The sequence below is a fragment of the Nocardia macrotermitis genome, assembly GCF_009604405.1.
Taxonomy (GTDB): domain Bacteria; phylum Actinomycetota; class Actinomycetes; order Mycobacteriales; family Mycobacteriaceae; genus Nocardia; species Nocardia macrotermitis.
Genome location: NZ_WEGK01000001.1, coordinates 374055 through 394651 on the forward strand (window position 1 = coordinate 374055; position 20597 = coordinate 394651).

A 20597-nucleotide genomic window follows, 5' to 3' on the forward strand; every position below is an offset into this window, starting at 1 on the left:
TCCGAGCCGACATCCGTTGTGTCACAGGTGCATCCACCGCGGCCACAGCTGTGACCACGGCATACGCCGACCGGTGCATTTGCGGATGGTCACATCCTGCGTGTCACCGGGGAAGCCGAGCCGGGTGTCGACCCGGCCGATCGGTTCGACGTGCTCGAACTGGCTCCGCAATGCCGCCTCCGAGCCGCCGACCGTGACGACCGAGGAAGCGTCGTCGGGCGGTGTGGCGAAGTAGCCGAACCCCCGGCCGGGACTGTAGACCGGCGGCAGGTGGTCCCGGCCGAGCTGATCCAATGCGCTTGCCTGCCAATAGGTATCGGCAATGATGATCGCGTGGGACCGCTCGGCCGGGGTCAGCCCGTCGTAGGCACGGGTGACCGCGGCATCCAGTTCGGGCCAGCCGAACTGCCCGTACAGTCCGATCTGGATCGCGGCCTGGGCCGCATCGCGCGGCGGGGTGATCTGCTCCGCGGGCCGCCACGGCGTCGACTCCAGAATCAGCGCCGTGGCCGAAATCCCGAGTGCGACAACGACAACGGACAGTGGCCAGCGCCAGGCCGCGCGCATCCGGCCGAGCGCCGTCACCACGCCCACCGCACCGGCCGCGATCACCACCGCGTAGATCCCTGCCACGTAGTAGATCCGGCCTCCGGTGAAGACGAACGCCAGATACAACAGCAGCAGCGCCACGGTGAAGCAGCGATAGGGCCGGAATGCTTTCCGCCGCAGCAGAACCCAGATTCCGGCCAGCAACAGTGCCGCGCCCAGGAATCCGCACAGCATCACCGACATCGGAACGTACAGCAGTCGCCCGCCCAGAATCTCCTGTTCCCCGGCGATCTCACGTCCCATCGCCAGCTGCGGCCAGCCGTGGTGTGCTTGCCAAAGCAGTTCCGGCACAGCGGAAATCGCGACGATCAGCCCGCCGACCCAGAGCAGCGGCCGACGCAGCAACTCGCGCGGCCCGGCGATCAGCGCACCGATCGCGATCGCGGCCCAGAAGAACGGGATCAGCCACTTCACCTGGAGATCGATCGCGGTGACCAGGGCCGCGATCAGCAGCAACACATCGCGGCGGGTGCGCACCCAGTGCACCAGCAACCAGGTGATGATCACCCACAGCGCGGTATCCACCGTATTCGTGGTCAGCATCGCGCCCTGCAACAGCAGGAAGGGCGAACTCGCATAGCCCACCGCGGCCAGCACCTGGGCGGTCCGGCCGCCGCCGAACGCCCGCGCCAGCTCGGCGCACAGCACCGTCGCGACCACCGTCAACACCACCGCGGGCACCCGCAGCACGAGATACGACCCGGGCGCGAGGGTGTCCATCGCCCGCGCGAGCAGCGGCAGCACCGGCCCCTGATCGGCATAACCCCACCCCGGCCGCCGCCCGGCGGCCAGGAAATACAGCTCGTCCCCGAAATATCCGTACCGCGAGGACGCGAAGAACAGCACCGCTGCGGCCGCCACCGCGATCACCGTTATCGAGCCGGTGGCCCGTGGCGGCAGGCGGACCGTATCGTCGTCCGTCGCACGTTCCAGCACATCGGTCATCGCGAACACTCCTGGACGAGTCTGGACGGCTACCCCACCGAATCTATCGGCTACCGCGCCCGCGGCCATCCTCCACAGGACCGACCCGTGATCAGCCTCACGGCGTAGTCGCCCGCCACGCGGAGTTGCTCACCATCCGCGAAATCCGTGAGGGGACAACGCATCCGGACACGTCGACCTCCAACCCCACCGGCCCTGCGCTACGACGCGGGATGCGCCTCGACAAAGCAGTCCGCGGACAGGGTGTGCAGCATCTGCCGCACACCGATCGGAGCCCAGCCGACCTCCGCATCGTGCCGGACGATCGGATCGGTGAGCGCGATGGTGCGCCCGTCCAGCTCGAGCTCGAATTCCCCGGCGGCGAGAATGTTCTTGAGCCAGTCCACATCCCGGCCGTAGGTCAGCGCGATGCGGTACGCGCCGTCACGGTTGAACACCGTCACCGGCGTGTGATAGACCCGCCCGGACTTGCGCCCCCGATGCACCAGCACCCCGAGTCCGGGCATCCGCCCCGCGACCAGACCCGCGACCGGATTGGTAACCCGCCGATTGAACCTGGCCAAAGCCCGCGGCAACGGCATCTTCGTCCCCTTCTCCAAATTCCTGCGCCCACAGGCTACGCGCGAACTCCCCCGCCCGCGCGCCATGATCGAAAACAACGACGAACACGAATCGCGCACACCTCGGTGGGCACCGTGAATTACCCTCGCACGAAACGGATTCGGCGGCCGGGGCGGGCCTGAGCCAGGGCGTCGATGTCGGCGTCCAGGACGGTGGCGATCACCGGGTAGCCGCCGGTGATCGGGTGGTCGGCCAGGAATACGACCGGCTGGCCCGACGGCGGGACCTGGATCGCCCCCAAAGGCATTCCCTCGGTGGGGAGTTCATTGTCGTCGGTTCGGACCAGCGGCGGGCGGTCCGCATCGCCCTCGAGCCGGATGCCCACCCGGTCCGTGTCGGCACTCACCCGCCAGTGTCCGGCGAAGAGATTCTCGGGATGTTCGTACCAATCCTGACGCGGTCCCAGCAGCACCCGCACGGTGAGCAGATCGGCGGTCAACGGCGCGACCGGGGCTACGTCGACCTCCGGCCAGCGTCGCGGTGGCGGGCCCACCGGCAGGACGTCCGAGGCCCGCAGCGGTTCGGGTCCGATGCCGGCCAGGGTGTCGCGGCTGCGCGAACCGAGCACCGGCGGCACCGCGATACCGCCGCGCACGGCCACATAACTGCGCATACCGATCGAGGACATCCCCAGCACGAGCCGCTGCCCGGGTTCCGGACGCAGCACCGACGCGTGCGCGGCCCTACGGCCGCCGAGGGTGATCGGCGCGGGCGCACCGGTGACCGCGACGACGGCGGGCGCGCCGAACTCCAGAATCAGTCCGCCCAACAGACATTCGACCGCCGCCGCCGACTCGTCGTTGCCGACCAGACGGTTGGCCAGCGTGAACGAGCGCCGATCGGCGGCTCCGGAAACCCCGACGCCCGCATGGAACCACCCCGGACGACCCGAATCCTGCACGGTACTGAGCATTCCGGGCGCGACCACCCGCAATACCGCCGCCGCCGAACCATCCGGTTCGGCGGGGTACACCAGCGAACTGTGCCGAATCATGCGCTGGCCTCCTGCACGGTGAAACGCACCCGCGTCCCGGGACGCAGCAGCGCGGGCTCGGACCGGTCGAGATCCCACAGCGTCGCACTCGTACTGCCGATGATCCGCCAGCCACCCGGCGAACTGCGCGGGTAGACGGCGCTGTACCCGGCGGCCAGGGCGACGGCTCCGGCCGGTACCGCCGTACGCGACTGCTCGCGCCGTGGCACGGTCAACTCGGCATCGGGCGCTTCGAGATATCCGAATCCGGGCGCGAAACCGATGAAAGCGCACCGCCACACCGCACGGGTGTGCCGTGAGATCAACTCCCGCTCCGAGATGCCCAGCAGAGCTGCGGTCTCCGCGAGATCGACCCCGTCGTATCGCACCGGGATCTCCACGGCCGCAATATCTTTCAGTTCCTGTGCCGCTCGTTCCGATATCGCGTCGAACGCGGCACGCAGCCGCCGGGTCACCACCGACACATCGACGCCGGGATACAGCGTGAGCAGTACCGTACGTGCGGCCGGAAGCACATCGCTCACCCCCGCGACGGGATTGTCCCGCAGCTGATCGATGAATCCGGCCACCCCGGCTCGGTCCGTGGGCTCGATCAGTAACGCCCGATCACCGGCCTGCCGGATCGTCACCCCGGACTCGTTCACCACATCGCCGATCATCCGCACCACCCGACATACCGTTCCGCCCACCCGGCCACGCCACCCGTGATGATCGAATAGCCCTGTAGCAGATCAGATTTCGAATACGAAGACCGACTCCGCGACATCGTCACGCGAGGTGCGGCGCGAGCCCGCTCGGCGAAACCGGCCCGCGAGTCACTGTTGGAATCGATCGTCACCGCCTCCTTCGACGAATCCCGCGACGCACATCGACGTGCCCGACAACCCGGCACCACCTGCTCGGCCCCCGCGGCGACGGACTGTGGCGAGGATTTCAGTGTATATATGCTGGCCTACCGACGAACCGACTTCCGACGAGGGCGAATCCGATGGGTGAGGTGATCGCGGTCTACGACCGCGCCGGGCAGGAGATCGGCAGCGCCGAACGCGCGGCGGTCTACGCGCGGGGGCTGTGGCATGCCAGCGCGGGCGTGCTGGTCCGATCCGGCGACGGCGAACGCGTCTACGTGCATCGCCGCACCGAGACCAAGGCCGTCTTCGCCGGGATGCACGACTGCCTGGCGGGCGGCGTGCTGGGCCCGGGTGAGGATCCCGCCGACGCGGCGGTCCGCGAACTCGGCGAGGAACTCGGAATCATCCTGGGCGACAACGATTCCCGCCCCACCTTCCGCGCCCGCGTCGACTGGGACGGCGAATGGCTCGGCACGCCGATGCGCGGTCACCTGTTCGCCTACGAGATCCGCTACGACGGGCCGATCCGCCATCAGCCCGAGGAGATCGCCGACGGCTGGTGGTGGACCGACGCACAACTGCGCGCGCACCTGGACGATCCGGACTGGCCGTTCGTCCCCGACACCCGCGTCCTGCTCGACGATCTACTGCGCCGCTGACTCACCGACGTAGGAGTCGGCCACCGCCAGCACCTCGTCGAGAATCCCCATCCCCGTACGCAATTCGTCGGCCGAGGTGGTCAGCGGCGGAGCGATCTGCAAGCGGTTCGCGGCCACGAACGGCCACAGTCCGCGCTCCTTCGCCGCGGCGGTGACCCGGCTCATCGGTTCCGCCGCCGCGCCACTCGCGGCGAAAGGCACCAGCGGTTCCCGCGTCTGCGGATCCCGGACCAACTCCAACGCCCAGAAGAATCCCATCCCGCGCACCTCCCCCACCGAGGGATGCCGAGAAGCCAACTCGCGCAATCCCTTTCCGAGCACATCGGAGCCGACGGTGCGGACGTGGTCCAGAATGCCCTCCCGCTCGAAGACGCCGATCGAGGCCACTCCGGCCGCGCAGGCCAGCGGATGCCCCGCGTAGGTGAGCCCGCCCGGATACACGGTGTCGTCGTACCGCGCGGCGATTCGCTCGGCGATGAGCACCCCGCCCAGTGGCACATACCCCGAGTTCACGCCCTTGGCGAAGGTGATCAGATCCGGCGCCACATCGAACGCCTGCACCGCGAACCACTCGCCGACGCGACCGAATCCGGCCATCACCTCATCGGCGATGTACACGATCCCGAACTCGTCACACAGTTCCCGCACACCGGCCAGATAGCCGGGCGGCGGCACCAGCACGCCGTTCGTGCCGACCACCGATTCCAGGATCAGGCCCGCGATGTGTTGCGGCCCTTCGAGTTCGATCACCTGACGCAAATGCCGCAGCGCCGCCGCGGTCTCCTGCTCGGGTGTCGTGCACTGCCAGGCCGAGCGATACGGATACGGGCCGAAGAAGCGGATCACGTCCACATTGGTCGGCTCGGCGCCCCAGCGCCGCGGCTCCCCGGTCAGCCCGATCGCCACGCCCGTCCCGCCGTGATACGAGCGGTAGGCCGAGAGCATCTTGGTGCGCCCGGTGTAACTGCGCGCCAGCCGCACCGCGTGTTCGACCGCCTCGGCGCCGCCGGTGGTGAACAGCACCCGATTCAGCTGTCCGGGCGCGCGTTCGACGATCAGGCGGGCCAGTTCGCTGCGCACCTCGTTGCCGACGGTCGGCGAGATGGTCGTCAACGTCCCGGCCTGCGCGACGATCGCGGCCACCACGTCCGGATGCTGATGGCCGATATTGACGTTCACCAACTGCGAGGAGAAGTCCAGATAGCGTTTGCCCTCGGCGTCCCAGAACCAGGAGCCCGAAGCCCCCGTGACCGGCACGGGATGCACTCCCGCCTGCGCACTCCACGGGTAGAAGACGTGGTCCACCGGCAACCTCCCTCGATCGGGCCGCCGCGCGAGCCGCGTACACCGCACGCACGGCACACTTCTGTGCGCATCAAACCAGATCATCCGGACCCGTGTCCCGGGTTCGTTCCGATCACTCGCATTCCCGTTGTTTCCGTTTTGACCACCCGGACAACGGGTACCAGCTAGCGCAACGGACGGTCCGGCCTCTCACGCGGACATACGTCGGCCGCCGTGGCAAGATGCGCGGCAGCCTGCCGCATCCGATTGTTATGAAGGAGTCACCCCCCGGTGAACAACGTTCCACAGCACCAGCAGCTCGACGTCGACCGGCCGTCCCGCCGAATTCACCTACGGCGCAGCATGATACGGCGGATCGGACTGGTCGCTGCCGGTCTGTCGCTGGCGTTGTGCAGCACCGGGCAGGCGATCGCCGCGCCCACCCCCATGCACACCGGGACACCCGGCTGCATGACCGCGGGGGCGGCCAAGCCCAACGGTAAGCAGTGGCCCGCCGCACCGGCGATGACGATCAACCAGAAGGCGGCGTACACCGCGAGCCTGGAGACCAACTGCGGCACCATCACCATCAAGCTGGACGCCGCCAAGGCCCCCCGGACGGTCAACTCCTTCGTCTTCCTGGCCGGACAGCAGTACTTCGACCACACCCGCTGCCACCGCCTGACCACCTCGGGCATCTTCGTGTTGCAGTGCGGCGATCCGACCGGCACCGGCCGCGGCGGTCCGGGCTACAAGTTCCCCGACGAGAACCTCGCCGGCGCGACCTACCCCGCGGGCACCGTCGCGATGGCCAACGCGGGCCCGAACACCAACGGCAGCCAGTTCTTCCTGGTCTACAAGAACTCGCAGCTCCCGCCCAACTACACCCCGTTCGGCCGCATCACCGGCGGCACCGACGTGCTCCAGAACATCGCCGCGGGCGGCACCAAGGACCGCTCCGGCGACGGCGCACCGGCCAACGACATCGTCCTGCAAACCGTCACCACCCACTCCTGACCGGGTGACTGCCGGGACCCGACGCGATCGGGTCCGGCAGCGCACTGGTTTTCACCTACTCATTGGGTGAACTCTCATCAGACACCCATCGACGAGTCGACAACGGCTCCGACATGCTCGTCGGCGCGCACGTCGGCTCCCGCCTGTCCGGATTCGAACAGCGTTGTACCAGCTCGCAATTGACTTGATCCGAACTCGGATCGACCAGCGAATCTGACACTCGAGCTGGTTTCTCTACCCAGTTTCACCCCCAGAGCGAAAGGATGACCCGCTCCACGGCGAACCAGCAGCCAGACAATGCCGAACGCTGTCGTACATACCGTCATGAGCATCAGCAGACCCACCACGGCGCACCACAAATCAACAGTCACAGAGGCTCCAACCACGCAACCGTCCCGAGTGCAGTTGCTCCGCGAAGTCGTGACGGCCCGATGACGAGACGACTCACAGCACGATTTCCTCGCTCGGGAGCGATCGCCAAGCCGGATCAACTGGCTGGACAACCCGAGAAAACCGCGCAACAGCCCTGGAAAGGGCTTACAACGGTCTCTGAAGACCATGGCGCTGTGTGCTTTACGACCTACTTACGTTTCGTATGTATGTCTCGCGTAATCGACCGTCGAAGTATGCGGTGTCCCTACGGACCAAAGTTGGGGGTGCTGTGCGACCAAGTACGTTTCGTGGGGTATCTCGCGGCTGCGTATCCATGCGCTGTCGCGTAGACAGCGCTTCCAGGCTAGCAGAAGCCCAACCACATGTAAGGGCCGCAACCTCCATAGAGGTTGCGGCCCTTCAGTATTGCCTGGTTACAGGTACTGACAGGTGTTCGACTCCGTATCAATAGCGCGGCTGGCACTGGCGTTCTTGCCGGTGAATCGGACGCAGCCGGATGTAGACGATCCGCTCGCCCGACCCCCTGCCTACAGGTACTGACCCGTGTTCGACTCCGTATCGATGGCGCGGCTGGCGCTGGCGTTCTTGCCGGTGACCAAGGTGCGGATGTAGACGATCCGCTCGCCCTTCTTACCCGAGATGCGGGCCCAGTCATCGGGGTTCGTGGTGTTGGGCAGGTCCTCGTTCTCGGAGAACTCGTCCACGATCGAATCGAACAGATGCTGGATGCGCAGGCCCGGGTTGCCAGTGTCGAGCACGGCCTTGATCGCGTACTTCTTCGAGCGGTCCACGATGTTCTGGATCATGGCGCCGGAGTTGAAGTCCTTGAAGTACAGGACCTCCTTGTCACCGTTGGCGTAGGTGACCTCCAGGAACCGGTTGTCCTCGCTCTCGGCGTACATGCGGTCGACGACCCGTTCGATCATCGTCTGCACGCACTTGACGCGGTCGCCGCCGAATTCGGCCAGATCGTCGGCGTGCACCGGCAGCGTGTCGGTCAGGTACTTGGAGAAGATGTCCTGTGCCGCCTCGGCGTCCGGACGCTCGATCTTGATCTTCACATCGAGACGGCCGGGACGCAGGATGGCCGGGTCGATCATGTCCTCGCGGTTGGACGCGCCGATCACGATGACGTTCTCGAGCCCCTCCACACCGTCGATCTCCGAGAGCAGCTGCGGCACGACGGTGGTCTCCACATCCGAGGAGACACCCGAACCACGGGTGCGGAAGATCGAATCCATCTCGTCGAAGAACACGATCACCGGGGTGCCCTCGGACGCCTTCTCCCGCGCGCGCTGGAAGATGATCCGGATGTGCCGCTCGGTCTCGCCGACGAACTTGTTCAGCAGCTCGGGGCCCTTGATGTTCAGGAAGAACGACTTGGCTTCCTTGGCATCCTCACCGCGCGCCTCGGCGATCTTCTTGGCCAGCGAGTTCGCGACGGCCTTGGCGATCAGCGTCTTACCGCATCCGGGCGGGCCGTACAGCAGCACACCCTTGGGCGGCCGCAGCGCGTACTCGCGGAACAGGTCCTTGTGCAGGAAGGGCAGCTCCACCGCGTCGCGGATCTGCTCGATCTGGCGGCCCAGACCACCGATGTCCTCGTAGCCGACGTCAGGCACCTCCTCGAGCACGAGATCCTCGACCTCGGCCTTGGGGATGCGCTCGAACGCGAAACCGGCCTTGGTGTCGACCAGCAGCGAATCACCCGCGCGCAGGCGGCGGATCGGACGATCCGGATCCTCCACGTCGTCGACGTCCACCAGGGCCGTCAGCGGGCCGGACAGCCACACCACGCGCTCCTCGTCGGCGTGGCCGACGACCAGGGCACGACGACCGTCGTCGAGGATCTCGCGCAGGGTGCCGAGCTCGCCGATCTGATCGAAGGTGCCCGCCTCCACGACGGTCAACGCCTCGTTCAGCCGCACGCTCTGTCCGTAGTGCAACTCGGAGGTGTCGATATTCGGCGAACATGTCAACCGCATCTTGCGCCCGGAGGTGTAGACGTCGACCGTCTGGTCCTCGTAGACGCTGATCAGGATGCCGTAGCCACTCGGTGGCTGCCCCAGCCGATCGACCTCCTCGCGCAAGGCCACCAGCTGTTGACGCGCCTCTTTGAGCGTGTCCATCAGTTTGGTGTTGCGAATCGTCAGCGAATCGACGCGCGCTTCCAATTCTCTTGTGCGATCAGGCGAGTCGGCGAGTTGCCTCCGGAGCGCAGCCGCCTCGGCGCGTACCGCCTCGAGCTCTCTCCAGGCCGCCGAATCCGAATTCTCGATGGGGCTCATGATGCTGCTCCTCCCAGTCCCGGTCTATCAACGCTACCGGGCCCGAACCGTTCTCGCTTTCCGACATGGTTTCGTCGTGATCACATCTGGGCTGCGTTCTGCGGCCGGTCGAGCGCTTGCTCGCCCTGTGACACCGCTTCCGGCGCGTTGATCGCCGGACCCGAGCCGAGTGATGCGGACCGATGCTCCTTTCACCGGTCGTACTGTTGTAGCAGTAACGCCGCGCGGACCGTATCTGTTTCCGTGGCTACCGCATTCGCGGCCCGGAGCGTTACCGACCATCACAGCATCGACCACCGACACATTCGGCCGAAACGCTTCGGCGCACCGGAATCAATACCCGGCGATCGACTCCACCAGCAATTAGGCTACCCTTAGTTTCCTTGTTCGGAAACAGATTGAAAGGCAATCGCTTCATATGCTTGCCCAGACTCGCGGCGGTATCGCCACCAGAACCTTCCGCACCGCTGTGACCAGCGTCTTCGCCGCCGCAACCGTGATCGGCGGCACCGCGATCGCCACCGCCGACGCCCCCGCTCCAGCGCCCCAGGAGTTGCAGAGCAGCCTGGATCGGTTCGTCGATCCGGCCGTTCCGGCCGCCGCCAAGACCAAGCTGATCGTCGGCGGCGAGCGGCGCGTGGCCAACATCGAGAAGATGAACCAGGGCCTGGCCAACTACGGCAAGGTCGGTTTCAACGTGTCCGACGTGCGGGCCAAGGGTGACACCGCCGATGCCCGGGTCGCGGTCGTCTCGCCGCACGGCACCATGCCCGGCGTGCCGATGAGCTGGCAGCACACCGCCGCGGGCTGGCAGCTCTCCGACGGCACCGCGTGCGTGATCCTGGCCATGGGCAAGGCGCCCTGCTGAACCCGCCGGGTTAGCCCGGGCCGTTCAGCCCTTCGAGGGACGGCGCTGCGGTTTGGGCGCGACCACGCCGTCGGCCAGCCGCCGCGCGCTGATCAGGAAGGCGGTGTGGCCCTGCATGCGATGTTCCGGGCGGACCGCCAGGCCCACCACATGCCAGGGCCGCACGAGCGACTCCCAGGCCCGCGGTTCGGTCCAGCACTGTTGCTGCCGAAGTGCCTCCACCGTTTCGGACAGCTGCGTCACGGTCGCCACGTAGACGATGAGCACGCCGCCCGGGATCAGCGCCTTCGACACCGCGGGCAGGGCGTCCCAGGGTTTGAGCATGTCCAGTACGGCGCGGTCGACCTTCTCGCCGTCGTAGTCGGCGACGTCACCGAGGGTCAGGGACCAGTTGGCCGGGCGTTCGCCGAAGAATCGCTCGACATTGCGGACCGCGTGTTCGGCGTGGTCGTCGCGGATCTCGTAGGACAGCACCCGCCCCTCCGGACCGACCGCGCGCAGCAGTGAACACGTCAGCGCGCCGGACCCCGCACCCGCCTCGAGCACGCGCGCGCCGGGGAAGACGTCACCCTCGTGCACGATCTGCGCGGCATCCTTCGGATAGATCACCGCCGCACCGCGCGGCATCGACAGCACGTAGTCGACCAGCAGCGGACGCAGCGCGAGATACGGTGTGCCGTTGGCGGATTGGACCACGGTGCCCTCGTCCGCGCCGATCAGGTCGTCGTGGCGGATCTGGCCCTTGTGGGTGTGGAATTCCTTGCCCGGGTCCAGCACGACCGTGTGCTGGCGGCCCTTGCCGTCGGTCAGCTGCACCCGGTCACCCTCGGTGAATGGTCCGGTCCGTCGGGCCGTCATCGATCTCCGTTCGTGTTCATCGCGTCCATCCGATGTCCATCCGAATTGTCGGTGGCTCCCGATAGCCTGCCAGGTATGTCAGCGCCGCCGAGAATCACCCCGCCACCGGAGCCCGCGCCCGCGTACACTCCGGCGCTGTCCCCTTCGCGGGCAATGGATTTCAAACAGTGCCCGTTGAAATACCGCCTGCGCGCGGTGGATCGGATTCCGGAGCCCCCGGCCCGGCCCGCGGTACGCGGCACGGTGGTGCACGCGGTGCTGGAGGCACTGTACGGGTTACCCAGCGGCGAACGGATTCCCGATCGCGCCGCCGCGCTCGTGACACCCGCCTGGCAACGTTTGCTGGCCGAACGCCCGGAGCTCGGCGAGGTGGTCGAGGAGGGCGGTCTGCAAGGTTTTCTGGACGAGGTGCACCGGCTCGTCCGCACCTACTACGACCTCGAGGATCCCACCGCTTTCGACCCGGAATCCTGCGAATCGCTGATCGAGGTGAGCCTGCCGGACGGCTCCCCGCTCCGCGGTTTCGTCGACCGGATCGACGTCACCCCGAGCGGTCAGCTGACGGTGGTGGACTACAAGACCGGCCGCTCCCCCGCCCCCGGCAACGAGAACGCCGCGCTGTTCCAGCTCAAGTTCTACGCCCTGATCATGCTGCGCACCCGCGGCGTCGCGCCCACCCGGCTGCGCCTGATCTACCTGTCCGATGGCCAGATCCTCACCTACCACCCCGACGAGGAGGAACTGCTCCGCTTCGAACGCATCCTCTCGGCGCTCTGGGCGGCCATCAGCACGGCCCTGCGCACCGGCGATTTCCCGCCCAGCCGCGGCTGGCTGTGCCAATTCTGCGACTACCAGCCGCTGTGCCCCGAGTTCGGCGGCACCCCACCGCCGTACCCGGGCCCGCCACGAACCGTGGCGGACCCGCGCTGATCACGTCTAGAAGCGGCAGGAACGAATATCCGTCGCGAGGATGGCCTTCGCACCCAGATCGGCGAGCTGGTCCATCACCTCGTTGCTCTGTTTACGCGGCACCATCGCGCGCACGGCGACCCAGCTCGGATCGGCGAGCGGGGAGATGGTGGGCGACTCCAGGCCGGGTGTGATCTTCACGACGGTGTCGAGCAGATCCTTCGGGCAGTCGTAGTCGAGCATCAGGTACTGCTGCGCGAACACCACGCCCTGGATGCGGGCGACGAGTTGGTTGCGGCCCTTGTCGCGGCGATCGGATCCGGCGGCCTCGATCACCACCGCCTCCGAATCACACAGCGACTCCCCGAACGCCACCAGATTGTGCTGGCGCAGCGTGCGACCCGAGCCGACCACGTCGGCGATGGCATCGGCGACGCCGAGCTGGATGGAGATCTCCACCGCACCGTCGAGCCGGATCACCTCGGCCTGGATGCCGCGACGTTGCAGATCCGCCAGCACCAGATTCGGGTACGAGGTGGCGATGCGCTTGTCGTAGAGGTCCTCGACCTTCCACTCCTGCCCGGCGGGGGCGGCGTAACGGAAGCGGGAGCCACCGAAGCCCAGGCTCAGGCGTTCCTGAACGGGCGCACCGGAATCCAGCGCGAGATCGCGGCCGGTGATGCCCAGATCGAGCTCGCCGGAACCGACGTAGATGGCGATGTCCTTGGGACGCAGGAAAAAGAATTCGACCTGGTTGGCGTTATCGATGACGGACAGATCGCGCGAATCGGTGCGCTTGCGGTATCCGGCCTCGGTGAGGATGGCGACGGCGGCCTCGGAGAGAGCGCCCTTGTTGGGGACTGCGACGCGGAGCATGAGGGATGTCCTTTCCGGACTTGTGGCGACAGGGATGCTGTGTGGACCGCGCGGGTATCGCGCGAGGGATCCGTCACAGATGTCGGTACACGTCCTCGAGGCTCAGCCCGCGCCCGACCATCAGCACCTGCACCCAATACAGCAGCTGCGAGATCTCCCCGGACAGCGCGTCGTCGCTCTCGTGCTCGGCGGCGATCCAGACCTCGCCGGCCTCCTCCAACACCTTCTTGCCCTGCGCATGCACGCCGGCGTCCAATGCCGCCACGGTTCCGGACCCCTCGGGGCGGTTGACCGCACGATCCTGGAGCTCGGCGAACAGGGTTTCGAAAGTCTTCACGGGTCGCCATTCTTTCAGATCGGGGCAGGTATCCCGTAATCAGGCCGTCCGGGTCCAGCGATCCGGCGACCCGGCCGGTCGATGGCGTAGACGTAGTGGTGGCCGTCGTCGACGGGGTTGTCCGGGGTCATCGGCCCCTGCGCGATCCGGCGCATACCGGCCTTCTCCAACGCGCGCCAGGACGGGCGGTTCGCGGCGGCGACCGGGATGATGATGCTGTCCGCGAGCGGATATTCGAGCCAGGTCGCGGCGATCATCGCGCGCAGCATGGCCGGGCCGAGGCCGCGCCCGACCCGTTCCGGATCACCGATGAAGTAGTCGAGCGAGGCGGCCTCGGCCGGAATCGTGATCAACTTCACCAGATCCTCGAGGTACTCCGGGAAGTCGTGCAGCCGGCACCGCTGGATCAGGCCGATCGGCTCGGCGTCGGCGAAGATCAGCAGATCCTCCCCCGGTTCCTCGCCGCGCAGGCACGCGCCGAAGTCGCGTTCGACGGCCTCGGGAGTGAATTCGTGATTCCACCAGCGACGCACGTGCGGTTGCGCGAGCCAACCGCACAGCATCGGGAAATTCGTGGCGGCCAGCCGCCGCCAGGTGAACTCGGGCACGGACGCACCGGTCATGGAGCCGACGCTAACAGTCCTGGTGGTCCGATTTCACCCGATTTTCCGTGGTGACCGGATCCCGCGCGGATTCCGGTGCGGCACACCGGAATCCGCGACGAACGGCTATCCGGCGAGCAACACCTGCAACTCGGCCACGGCGATCCGCAGCTGGTCGGCGAACGCGTGCATCTCGTTCGCCACCGAGGTCGGGGTGGCCAAGTAGAGGTTCCAGCGATCCGGCAGCAGCACGTACGCGATACCGATGCACTTGGCGCTGGTGCAGCCGAAGCCGAAGTACTCGATATTGGCCGACGGCGCGGAGCTGGTGCTCAGGTAGTCGTCACGGGTGATCAGCCAGCCCGGGCTGTCGTAGAACGGAATCGGCTCGGTGACACCGAGTTCGGCGCCGCGACGCCGCTGGATCCACTGCAACTCCCACAGATGCTGTTCGGGAGCCCGGCCGCTCTGGCAGTCCTTCGCGCGGGCCACGTGCGCCTGCGCGGCGGCGCGGGCGATCTCCTGGCGCTGCTGCGCCGATTTCTCCGGATCATCCATGGCCGCAACGAATTCCAGGATCTCCGGGGTCACCACGCGCATCGCCTCGGTGCGCCCGTTGCGGTACTGCCGGGTCGCGATCGACTCGTAGGTGGCGCCGGTGATGCCCTTGCTGCGCCGATGCGCGAGCTGATAACTCAACTGCGCGAAGGCATCCGGTGAGATGCCCAGCGACTTCGCCTGCTGGGTACCGAAATCCGGGAAGGAGACCGTGAGGGTGGCGTTGTCGGCGGCGAAGGCCGCGAACGACGCTGCGGCCCGGTGGATCTCACCGCGCAACGACTCGTCCAGCGCGAATTCGACCGCCTCGATCGGCGGCACGCCCTGCGGCCGGGCGCCGGACCGCTCGGCGTGTTCGGCGACGGTCTGCTCGAGCAGCGCGTCCACGAAGGACAGGATGGTGGTGCCGTCCAGTCCGCAGTGCTCGACGTTGATACCCGCGGTGCCGTCGGCGAAGACGAGGAAGGACACCGCCTTGTCGAACCACCGGTTGCCGCTGTCACCGTGCAGCAGCTGGTCACAGGCGTGCTGGGTGTCGTGCGGGGTGAAATCCTCCAGGCAGACGCAGAACAGCGCGGTCTCGATGACATCCAGCGCGGCGGCGTTCACCGGTTCGGCGCGCAGCCTCGGGTACACACCGGCCCAGTCCACCCGGGACAGCGTGGTGAGGTGCCCGGCCGCGGTGCCGTCCGCGGCCCGGGTGGCGCCGGACTTCATCACCGCGCGCAGTCCACCGGCGAGATCCTCGGGCGCACAGGGTGTTCCGGACGCGTCGAGCACATCCATCCGGAACAGGTTGCCGCGGAACAACACCAGGATGTGCCGGGCCTGCGAGGGGCCGGGCCATTCGGGGCTGTACGGCACGCGCACCGAATCCTGCGGGTCGCCGGGAATGCGGGTCTCGGAGAACAGCGATTTGTTCTGCGCCATCGAAAGATGCTGTCCGCGTTGCACGATCGGCGGAATCAGTTCCTGATCGAGTTGCAGTTTGAAGTCCACCGCGGCGGTGACGAGCGCGGCGGCCTGATCGACCTGGCGCGCACCGGCGGCGTCCTCCGGCGTCGCCTGCGAGATCTGCGCGGCCGAGCGGGCCAGCGGAGTGTCGTCGCGGAAGAGGAAGAAGAAGTTGGCGTTCAACGCGATTCGGTCGCGCCGGCCCAGATAGCGCGACGGCCAGAACTCGTCCAGCCAGCTGCCCACCCCGGGCTCCGCGTCGAATCGCACCAGATCCGCGTGCAGAGCGCGGGCCGGGCTGCCCTCGCGCAGCAGATCCTCCACCGCGCGGCGGGTCTGCTCGGATTCCTCCTCGGTGAGCAGCGGCGCGCTCCACTCGATGAAGCGGGCGCAACTGTCCTCGAGTGTCGGTAGCGGCACACGCGGCAGCTGGTCGTCGAAGGCGAAGGTGCGGTCGGTCACTGGCGGTCCTCGGGGTCGATGGGTAGGGCCGGTTGGTGAGACATGTGCGGATCGATCATCGCGTCCGGTCGCCGAGCGACCGGACGCGGGTCGATCACACGGATTCGGATCGCCCGGACGCGGACGAATTCGGTTCGTACGGTTCGGGTGTCGAATAGTACAACTCGGCGTGCATCCAGCCGTCCTCCTCCACCCCCGATGGATCGATTCCCTTGGCGGACAAGGTGTTCAGCACCTGCGTGCGCTCGGCGTCGGAGGCGAATCGGCGCTGATGGAAGGTGCCGGGCATCTTGCGGGTGTGGTAACCCAGCCGCGCGAGCCGCCGCGCGATCGGATCGTAGTCGTACATCCGCAGCACGAAATGCGCCATCCAGGGCAGCTGTTCGCCGTGCGCGTGCACCACCTGCATCAGGGTGCGGTCGGTGACGTAGCCGATGCAGCCGGTGGAGATCACCATGTCGGTGGACGCGAGCACCGTGCGCTGCGCCGCGGTCGGCGGACCCGATTCCAGGTCGGCGTGGACCGCGTCGTGCAGCAGCCCGGCCGCGGTGGCGTATTCCAGCGCGGGCGCGGAGGCGTCCATACCCACGAAGCGTACCTGCGCGTGCCGGTCGCGGGCGGCGAGGCGGGCGCGGTCCCGCTCGATCCGGGCCGCGGTGTCGCCGCCTCGATAGTGCTCGGCCAGATGGGCGACGCTGGTGTCGAATCGCATGAGCGCGGCGTTGACCCCGTAGGAGCAGCCGATGTCCAGGACGGTGGGTGCGGTTCCGGTGGCAGACTGGTAGTCGGCGATGAAACTCTCGAAGTGCGGCTTCGCCAATTCCGGTATCCGGTAGTCCAATTCGGACATCCGGAGGTAGTAATCGCGTGGATCGGTGCGGTCGTAGATATCGTCGAACGAGGCTTTTCCAGTGCTGTGTAGGGAAACCGGCACGGGCACTCCTGTCAATCGAGTAATCGGTCACCGCGTACGGATCGGCCCGCCGCGGCCAGATGGTCCGGCAGGACCCGCCCGAACAGCTGCCTGGTGCGCTCGGCTGTGCCGATCACCCCGGGCCGCTCGTTGTAGGCGAAAATTGCGGTGTGCCGCTGTCGATCTCCCGCGACCGGCGACACCCGGTGCAGCGAGAACCGGCCCTGGAACAGCTGGAGATCGCCCGGTCTCAGCTCGAGCCGTCGGATCAGTTCGTCTCCCGCGCCGGTCAGCACCGCGCGCACGTCGTCGAGGTGCTCCGCCCGCGGGGACCGGATCCCGGGGCAGTACTCGAAGATTCCGCCGTCGTCCGGGGACTGGGTCAGCATCGAGACGGTGAATTCGTTGGTGTCGAAATGCCACGGGTGCGACATTCCCGGCGACACCACGTTCAGGCAGAGCCCGGCCAGCGGGTCGGCGAATTCGTGCAGGGCGGGCAGCTCGAAGCAGTCGGCGAGGAAACGCCGGAACAGCGGGCTGCCGTACAGGATCTGGATGAGCGCCCCGGGCGGGATGAGATCGCGTGCCACGAAGGCGTTTCCGCGCTCGAGCACGATCCGGCCCGGATGATCGGGCGGGAGATCCGCGTCCAGTGGGATGTTGTACGCGTTCACCCGTTCGACGCGGTAGTAGGCGTGCGGTGCGAGTGCGACGCCCTCGGTCCGCAACTCCTCGAGCAGGTCCGGGCGGATGAAACCCGGGAGCACACAGCAGCCGTCCCGGCCGAGTTCGGCACGCGCCGCGCCGACCACCTCGTCCCACGCCGCCGAACGCGGCTCCCGCAACGGATACCTGACGGTGTCGATGATCGCTTCCAGGGTGCCCGAGTCGTCCTGTCCCGAACCGTCTTTCGATTCATGCACCTGCGCCCCCTGTCGCCGTCATGGCGACCATTGTGACCCGGGGACGCCGCCGCCACGGCAATTCGGACAGATCGTTGGCATAAATCACAAACCGGCGAGTAGCCATGCGCGACAGCGCCATTCATGATCACAACCGATCGGACCGACCGCCCCGTATGTATTCTTCCGGCGGTTCGCCGGGGCGGCGATGCGGTGTGCGGGGAGCCGGACGAGGCTCAGACGAGCGCGTTCAGATCGGTGACCGTCAGCCCGATCAGGGAATCGCGGAAGGTGTAACCGGGCGCGGGCGGGACCGGGATCTCGCACGGGATCACCAGCACCGCGCAGCCCGCGGCGGCGGCCGAGGCCGAACCGGTCGGCGAATCCTCTATCGCCACACAGTGTTCGGGCGCGATGCCGAGCAACTCCGTGGCGCGCAGGTACGGATCGGGCGCGGGCTTGCCGTGCGCGACCTCGTCACCGCAGACCTCGACGTCGAAGTTCTCGCGGCCGAGCGTGTTCAGGCACACCTCGGCGACCGCCCGCTGCGTATTGGTGACCAGCGCCGTCCGCAATCCCGCGGCACGCACCATCCGCAACGCCTCCTGCGCGCCGGGCCGCCAGGGAATCGGACCACCCATCAACTCGGTCACCCGCCGCTGCAACCACTCCCCCGCCTCGGCCATCCGCACCGGATCGGGTTCGAGTCCCAGACCCTCGAAGATGATCCGCAACGCGTTCGCCGCCGCGGAGCCGATCAGCGCGTGCCGGGTCGCGTCGGTCATCTCACCGCCGAGTTCCACCGACAGTTCGCGCACGGCGATATCCCAGAGCTTCTCCGAATCCAGCAGAGTGCCGTCCATATCCCACAGCACTGCCTTCGCGGCGGGCACGGACACCCGGCGACTCCCTTCCTCGGATCTGACTCCCGGAACCGACGACCGCGTCCCGGCGCGTCGAACACCCCTGGAAATCACTGGTTTCCGAGGTGATCGCGCCGTCGACAGCCTATCGACCCGATACCTGTGACCTGGATCCGGCCCGGACGACCCGGCCGGATCCGCGCTCACCCGGCCTGGGAGTCCAGGATCACCGTCTGACCGTTGACCGATCCGACGCGGCACCACCGCTGCTCCGAGGTGACCTGCCCGTTCTTGTAGTGGTACGTGATCGTGCCGGTGGCCGTATTGCCGTTCTCGGTGACACCGCTGACCGTCACCGAACTGAACTCACCCCAGAACTGGAGGTAGCTGTCGTATCCGCCGGAGGCGGACTGATATCCGGCGGACAGCAGCGGCCACGCGGCCGCGGCATTGCCCGGCAGCATGCCGTAGTAGCTGGACATGAATCCGGCGGCGTCGGCGGGTGCGGCCGAGGTGGTGGTCGCGGACGTGGTCGTCGTCGTGGTCGATGACGTCGCGGTCGTCGTGGTGCTCGCGGCGGTGGTCGACTCCGCGCTGGTGCCCGATGTCCGCGCGGCGGGCGGTACGGCCACCGCGGAACTGGACTGGGTGGTGGACGCCGCGACGACGGTGTGGTCGTTGCCACCACCGCGGAGCGTCGTCACGATCAGCACCACGACCACCAGCACCACGACCACACCGGCCGCGGCCACGACGAGCACCCGGCGATCGGCCAGCGGACCGGTCGGCTTCGGCTTGCCGACCGGGGGTGCGGCCGAGGTCGTCCCGCTCGGGCCGCCCGCGCCGATGTGCAACGTCGGATCGGCGGCATTCCCCGCCGCCGCGCCACCGGCCAGCACCGTGGTCGCGGCCGCGGCATCGACCGGGCCGGAGGATTTCGGCAGGATCTTGGTCGCCGTCGGCGGGAGCACCGGCGCGCGGCCCTCGGCGACGGCCTCGAGTTCCTGCTGTGCCTCGACCATGGTCGGCCGGTCGCCCGGCTCCGCGGCCAGCAGACGCATCAGCACCGGGCCGAGCGTGCCCGCGCGTTGCGGGGCGGGTACCTCGGCGCGGACCACCGAATGCAGGACAGCGAGCGGATTGTCACCCTCACCGAACGGCGGTTGGCCCTCCACCGCCGCGTACAGCGTCGAGCCCAGGGCGAACACGTCCGACGGGGATTCCGGGTTCTCCCCGCGCGCCACCTCGGGGGCCAGGTAGGCCGGTGTGCCCGCCAGGAATCCGGTGGAGGTCACCGTGACATCGCCGACCGCCCGGGAGATGCCGAAGTCGGTGATCTTCACCGCGCCGTTGTCCGCGACCAGGATGTTCGCCGGTTTCACATCGCGATGCACGATCCCGGCGTCGTGCGCGGCGGCCAGCGCGGCGGCCACGCGCGCGCCGATCCGGGCCACCTCCTCGGGATCCAGATTCCCCTTCTCCCGCATCAACGTCGCCAGGCTCGGCGCGTCGACGAATTCCATGACCAGCCACGGCTGGCCGTCCTCCTCCGCGACGTCGAACACCGTGACCGCGTTCTGATGATGCAGTCGCGCCGCGATCCGCCCCTCCCGCATCGCGCGCATCTTGGCTTCCAACGCCTGCGACCGCGTCAGGCCGGGTGCGAGCAGCAACTGCTTCACCGCGACCGTTCGTCGTAGCCGGACATCACTGGCCCGCCAGACGACCCCCATTGCCCCCGAGCCGATGGGATCGCCCAGCCGGTAACGTCCCGCGATCAGCCGGTCTGATGTCATGTTCTCGTGCCCCTCCTACGCTTGCACGCCGAGCCACC

The 20597-nt window shown here is 67.6% G+C and carries 19 protein-coding genes; 4 read left to right on the forward strand and 15 right to left on the reverse strand.

Translation table 11 applies throughout. The annotated features are described in order from the left end of the window. Positions 1 to 21 precede the first annotated feature (21 nt). The 4 genes from NRB20_RS01605 to NRB20_RS01620 form a co-directional block, all read right to left on the reverse strand. The gene (locus NRB20_RS01605; protein ID WP_153407362.1) at positions 22 to 1554 is read right to left on the reverse strand and encodes an ArnT family glycosyltransferase; all 1533 of its coding nucleotides are present in this window, start codon (positions 1552 to 1554) and stop codon (positions 22 to 24) included. A 200-nt stretch (positions 1555 to 1754) separates the two neighbouring features. Beyond that, positions 1755 to 2135, reverse strand: coding sequence for a nitroreductase family deazaflavin-dependent oxidoreductase (locus NRB20_RS01610; protein WP_153407363.1), 381 nt, complete (start codon positions 2133 to 2135; stop codon positions 1755 to 1757). A gap of 119 nt (positions 2136 to 2254) precedes the next feature. After that, positions 2255 to 3169, reverse strand: a complete 915-nt coding sequence (locus tag NRB20_RS01615) for a 5-oxoprolinase subunit C family protein (RefSeq protein ID WP_153407364.1) — start codon at positions 3167 to 3169, stop codon at positions 2255 to 2257. Then, positions 3166 to 3828 carry a 5-oxoprolinase subunit B family protein gene (locus NRB20_RS01620; RefSeq protein ID WP_153407780.1) on the reverse strand — a complete coding sequence of 221 codons (663 nt, stop codon included), beginning with the start codon at positions 3826 to 3828 and terminating at the stop codon, positions 3166 to 3168. Before NRB20_RS01620 ends, NRB20_RS01615 begins: the two co-directional genes overlap by 4 nt. Before the next feature lie 329 nt (positions 3829 to 4157). Between NRB20_RS01620 and NRB20_RS01625 the strand changes: the two genes are divergently transcribed. Further along, complete coding sequence (locus NRB20_RS01625) at positions 4158 to 4679, forward strand: NUDIX hydrolase (RefSeq protein WP_153407365.1); 522 nt, start codon at positions 4158 to 4160, stop codon at positions 4677 to 4679. On the opposite strand, the gene NRB20_RS01630 is transcribed toward NRB20_RS01625, so the two are convergent. Beyond that, positions 4665 to 6068: an aspartate aminotransferase family protein gene (locus NRB20_RS01630; protein ID WP_153407366.1), complete on the reverse strand. Its 1404-nt coding sequence runs from the start codon at positions 6066 to 6068 to the stop codon at positions 4665 to 4667. The genes NRB20_RS01625 and NRB20_RS01630 overlap by 15 nt on opposite strands. Before the next feature lie 186 nt (positions 6069 to 6254). On the opposite strand from NRB20_RS01630, the gene NRB20_RS01635 reads away from it, so the two are divergent. After that, complete coding sequence (locus NRB20_RS01635; protein WP_319944321.1) at positions 6255 to 6980, forward strand: peptidylprolyl isomerase; 726 nt, start codon at positions 6255 to 6257, stop codon at positions 6978 to 6980. Positions 6981 to 7900: 920 nt separating this feature from the next. On the opposite strand, the gene arc is transcribed toward NRB20_RS01635, so the two are convergent. Beyond that, a complete protein-coding gene (gene arc, locus NRB20_RS01640) occupies positions 7901 to 9661 on the reverse strand; it encodes a proteasome ATPase (protein WP_153407367.1) in 1761 nt (586 codons plus the stop codon). Positions 9662 to 10079: 418 nt separating this feature from the next. Between arc and NRB20_RS01645 the strand changes: the two genes are divergently transcribed. Next, positions 10080 to 10529, forward strand: coding sequence for a hypothetical protein (locus NRB20_RS01645; protein WP_153407368.1), 450 nt, complete (start codon positions 10080 to 10082; stop codon positions 10527 to 10529). Between the two features lie 24 nt (positions 10530 to 10553). Here NRB20_RS01645 and NRB20_RS01650 read toward each other — a convergent pair whose 3' ends face one another. Continuing rightward, entirely contained in the window at positions 10554 to 11387 is an 834-nt protein-coding gene (locus tag NRB20_RS01650; protein WP_153407369.1) for a tRNA (adenine-N1)-methyltransferase, read from the reverse strand. A gap of 75 nt (positions 11388 to 11462) precedes the next feature. Between NRB20_RS01650 and NRB20_RS01655 the strand changes: the two genes are divergently transcribed. Further along, entirely contained in the window at positions 11463 to 12317 is an 855-nt protein-coding gene (locus NRB20_RS01655) for a RecB family exonuclease (protein ID WP_153407370.1), read from the forward strand. Between the two features lie 6 nt (positions 12318 to 12323). Here the strand turns inward: NRB20_RS01655 and hisG are convergent, their stop codons facing one another. The 8 genes from hisG to NRB20_RS01695 all read right to left on the reverse strand — a co-directional run bounded on the left by hisG (position 12324) and on the right by NRB20_RS01695 (position 20559). Continuing rightward, positions 12324 to 13172, reverse strand: a complete 849-nt coding sequence (hisG, locus tag NRB20_RS01660) for an ATP phosphoribosyltransferase (protein ID WP_153407371.1) — start codon at positions 13170 to 13172, stop codon at positions 12324 to 12326. A gap of 73 nt (positions 13173 to 13245) precedes the next feature. Next, positions 13246 to 13527: a phosphoribosyl-ATP diphosphatase gene (locus NRB20_RS01665; RefSeq protein WP_153407372.1), complete on the reverse strand. Its 282-nt coding sequence runs from the start codon at positions 13525 to 13527 to the stop codon at positions 13246 to 13248. Beyond that, the gene (locus tag NRB20_RS01670) at positions 13524 to 14132 is read right to left on the reverse strand and encodes a GNAT family N-acetyltransferase (protein WP_153407373.1); all 609 of its coding nucleotides are present in this window, start codon (positions 14130 to 14132) and stop codon (positions 13524 to 13526) included. Before NRB20_RS01670 ends, NRB20_RS01665 begins: the two co-directional genes overlap by 4 nt. 105 nt (positions 14133 to 14237) lie before the next feature. Beyond that, positions 14238 to 16085 (reverse strand): choline/carnitine O-acyltransferase, encoded by a 1848-nt coding sequence (locus NRB20_RS01675; protein ID WP_319944323.1) that lies wholly within the window; start codon positions 16083 to 16085, stop codon positions 14238 to 14240. 94 nt (positions 16086 to 16179) lie between these two features. Then, complete coding sequence (locus NRB20_RS01680; RefSeq protein WP_319944324.1) at positions 16180 to 17019, reverse strand: class I SAM-dependent methyltransferase; 840 nt, start codon at positions 17017 to 17019, stop codon at positions 16180 to 16182. An 11-nt stretch (positions 17020 to 17030) separates the two neighbouring features. Further along, positions 17031 to 17921, reverse strand: coding sequence for a HalD/BesD family halogenase (locus NRB20_RS01685; RefSeq protein WP_319944325.1), 891 nt, complete (start codon positions 17919 to 17921; stop codon positions 17031 to 17033). A 215-nt stretch (positions 17922 to 18136) separates the two neighbouring features. After that, on the reverse strand, positions 18137 to 18799 hold the full coding sequence (locus tag NRB20_RS01690; RefSeq protein WP_319944326.1) for an HAD family hydrolase: 663 nt from the start codon (positions 18797 to 18799) through the stop codon (positions 18137 to 18139). Between the two features lie 167 nt (positions 18800 to 18966). Continuing rightward, the gene (locus NRB20_RS01695; RefSeq protein WP_153407375.1) at positions 18967 to 20559 is read right to left on the reverse strand and encodes a serine/threonine-protein kinase; all 1593 of its coding nucleotides are present in this window, start codon (positions 20557 to 20559) and stop codon (positions 18967 to 18969) included. Between the last annotated feature and the right edge of the window lie 38 nt (positions 20560 to 20597).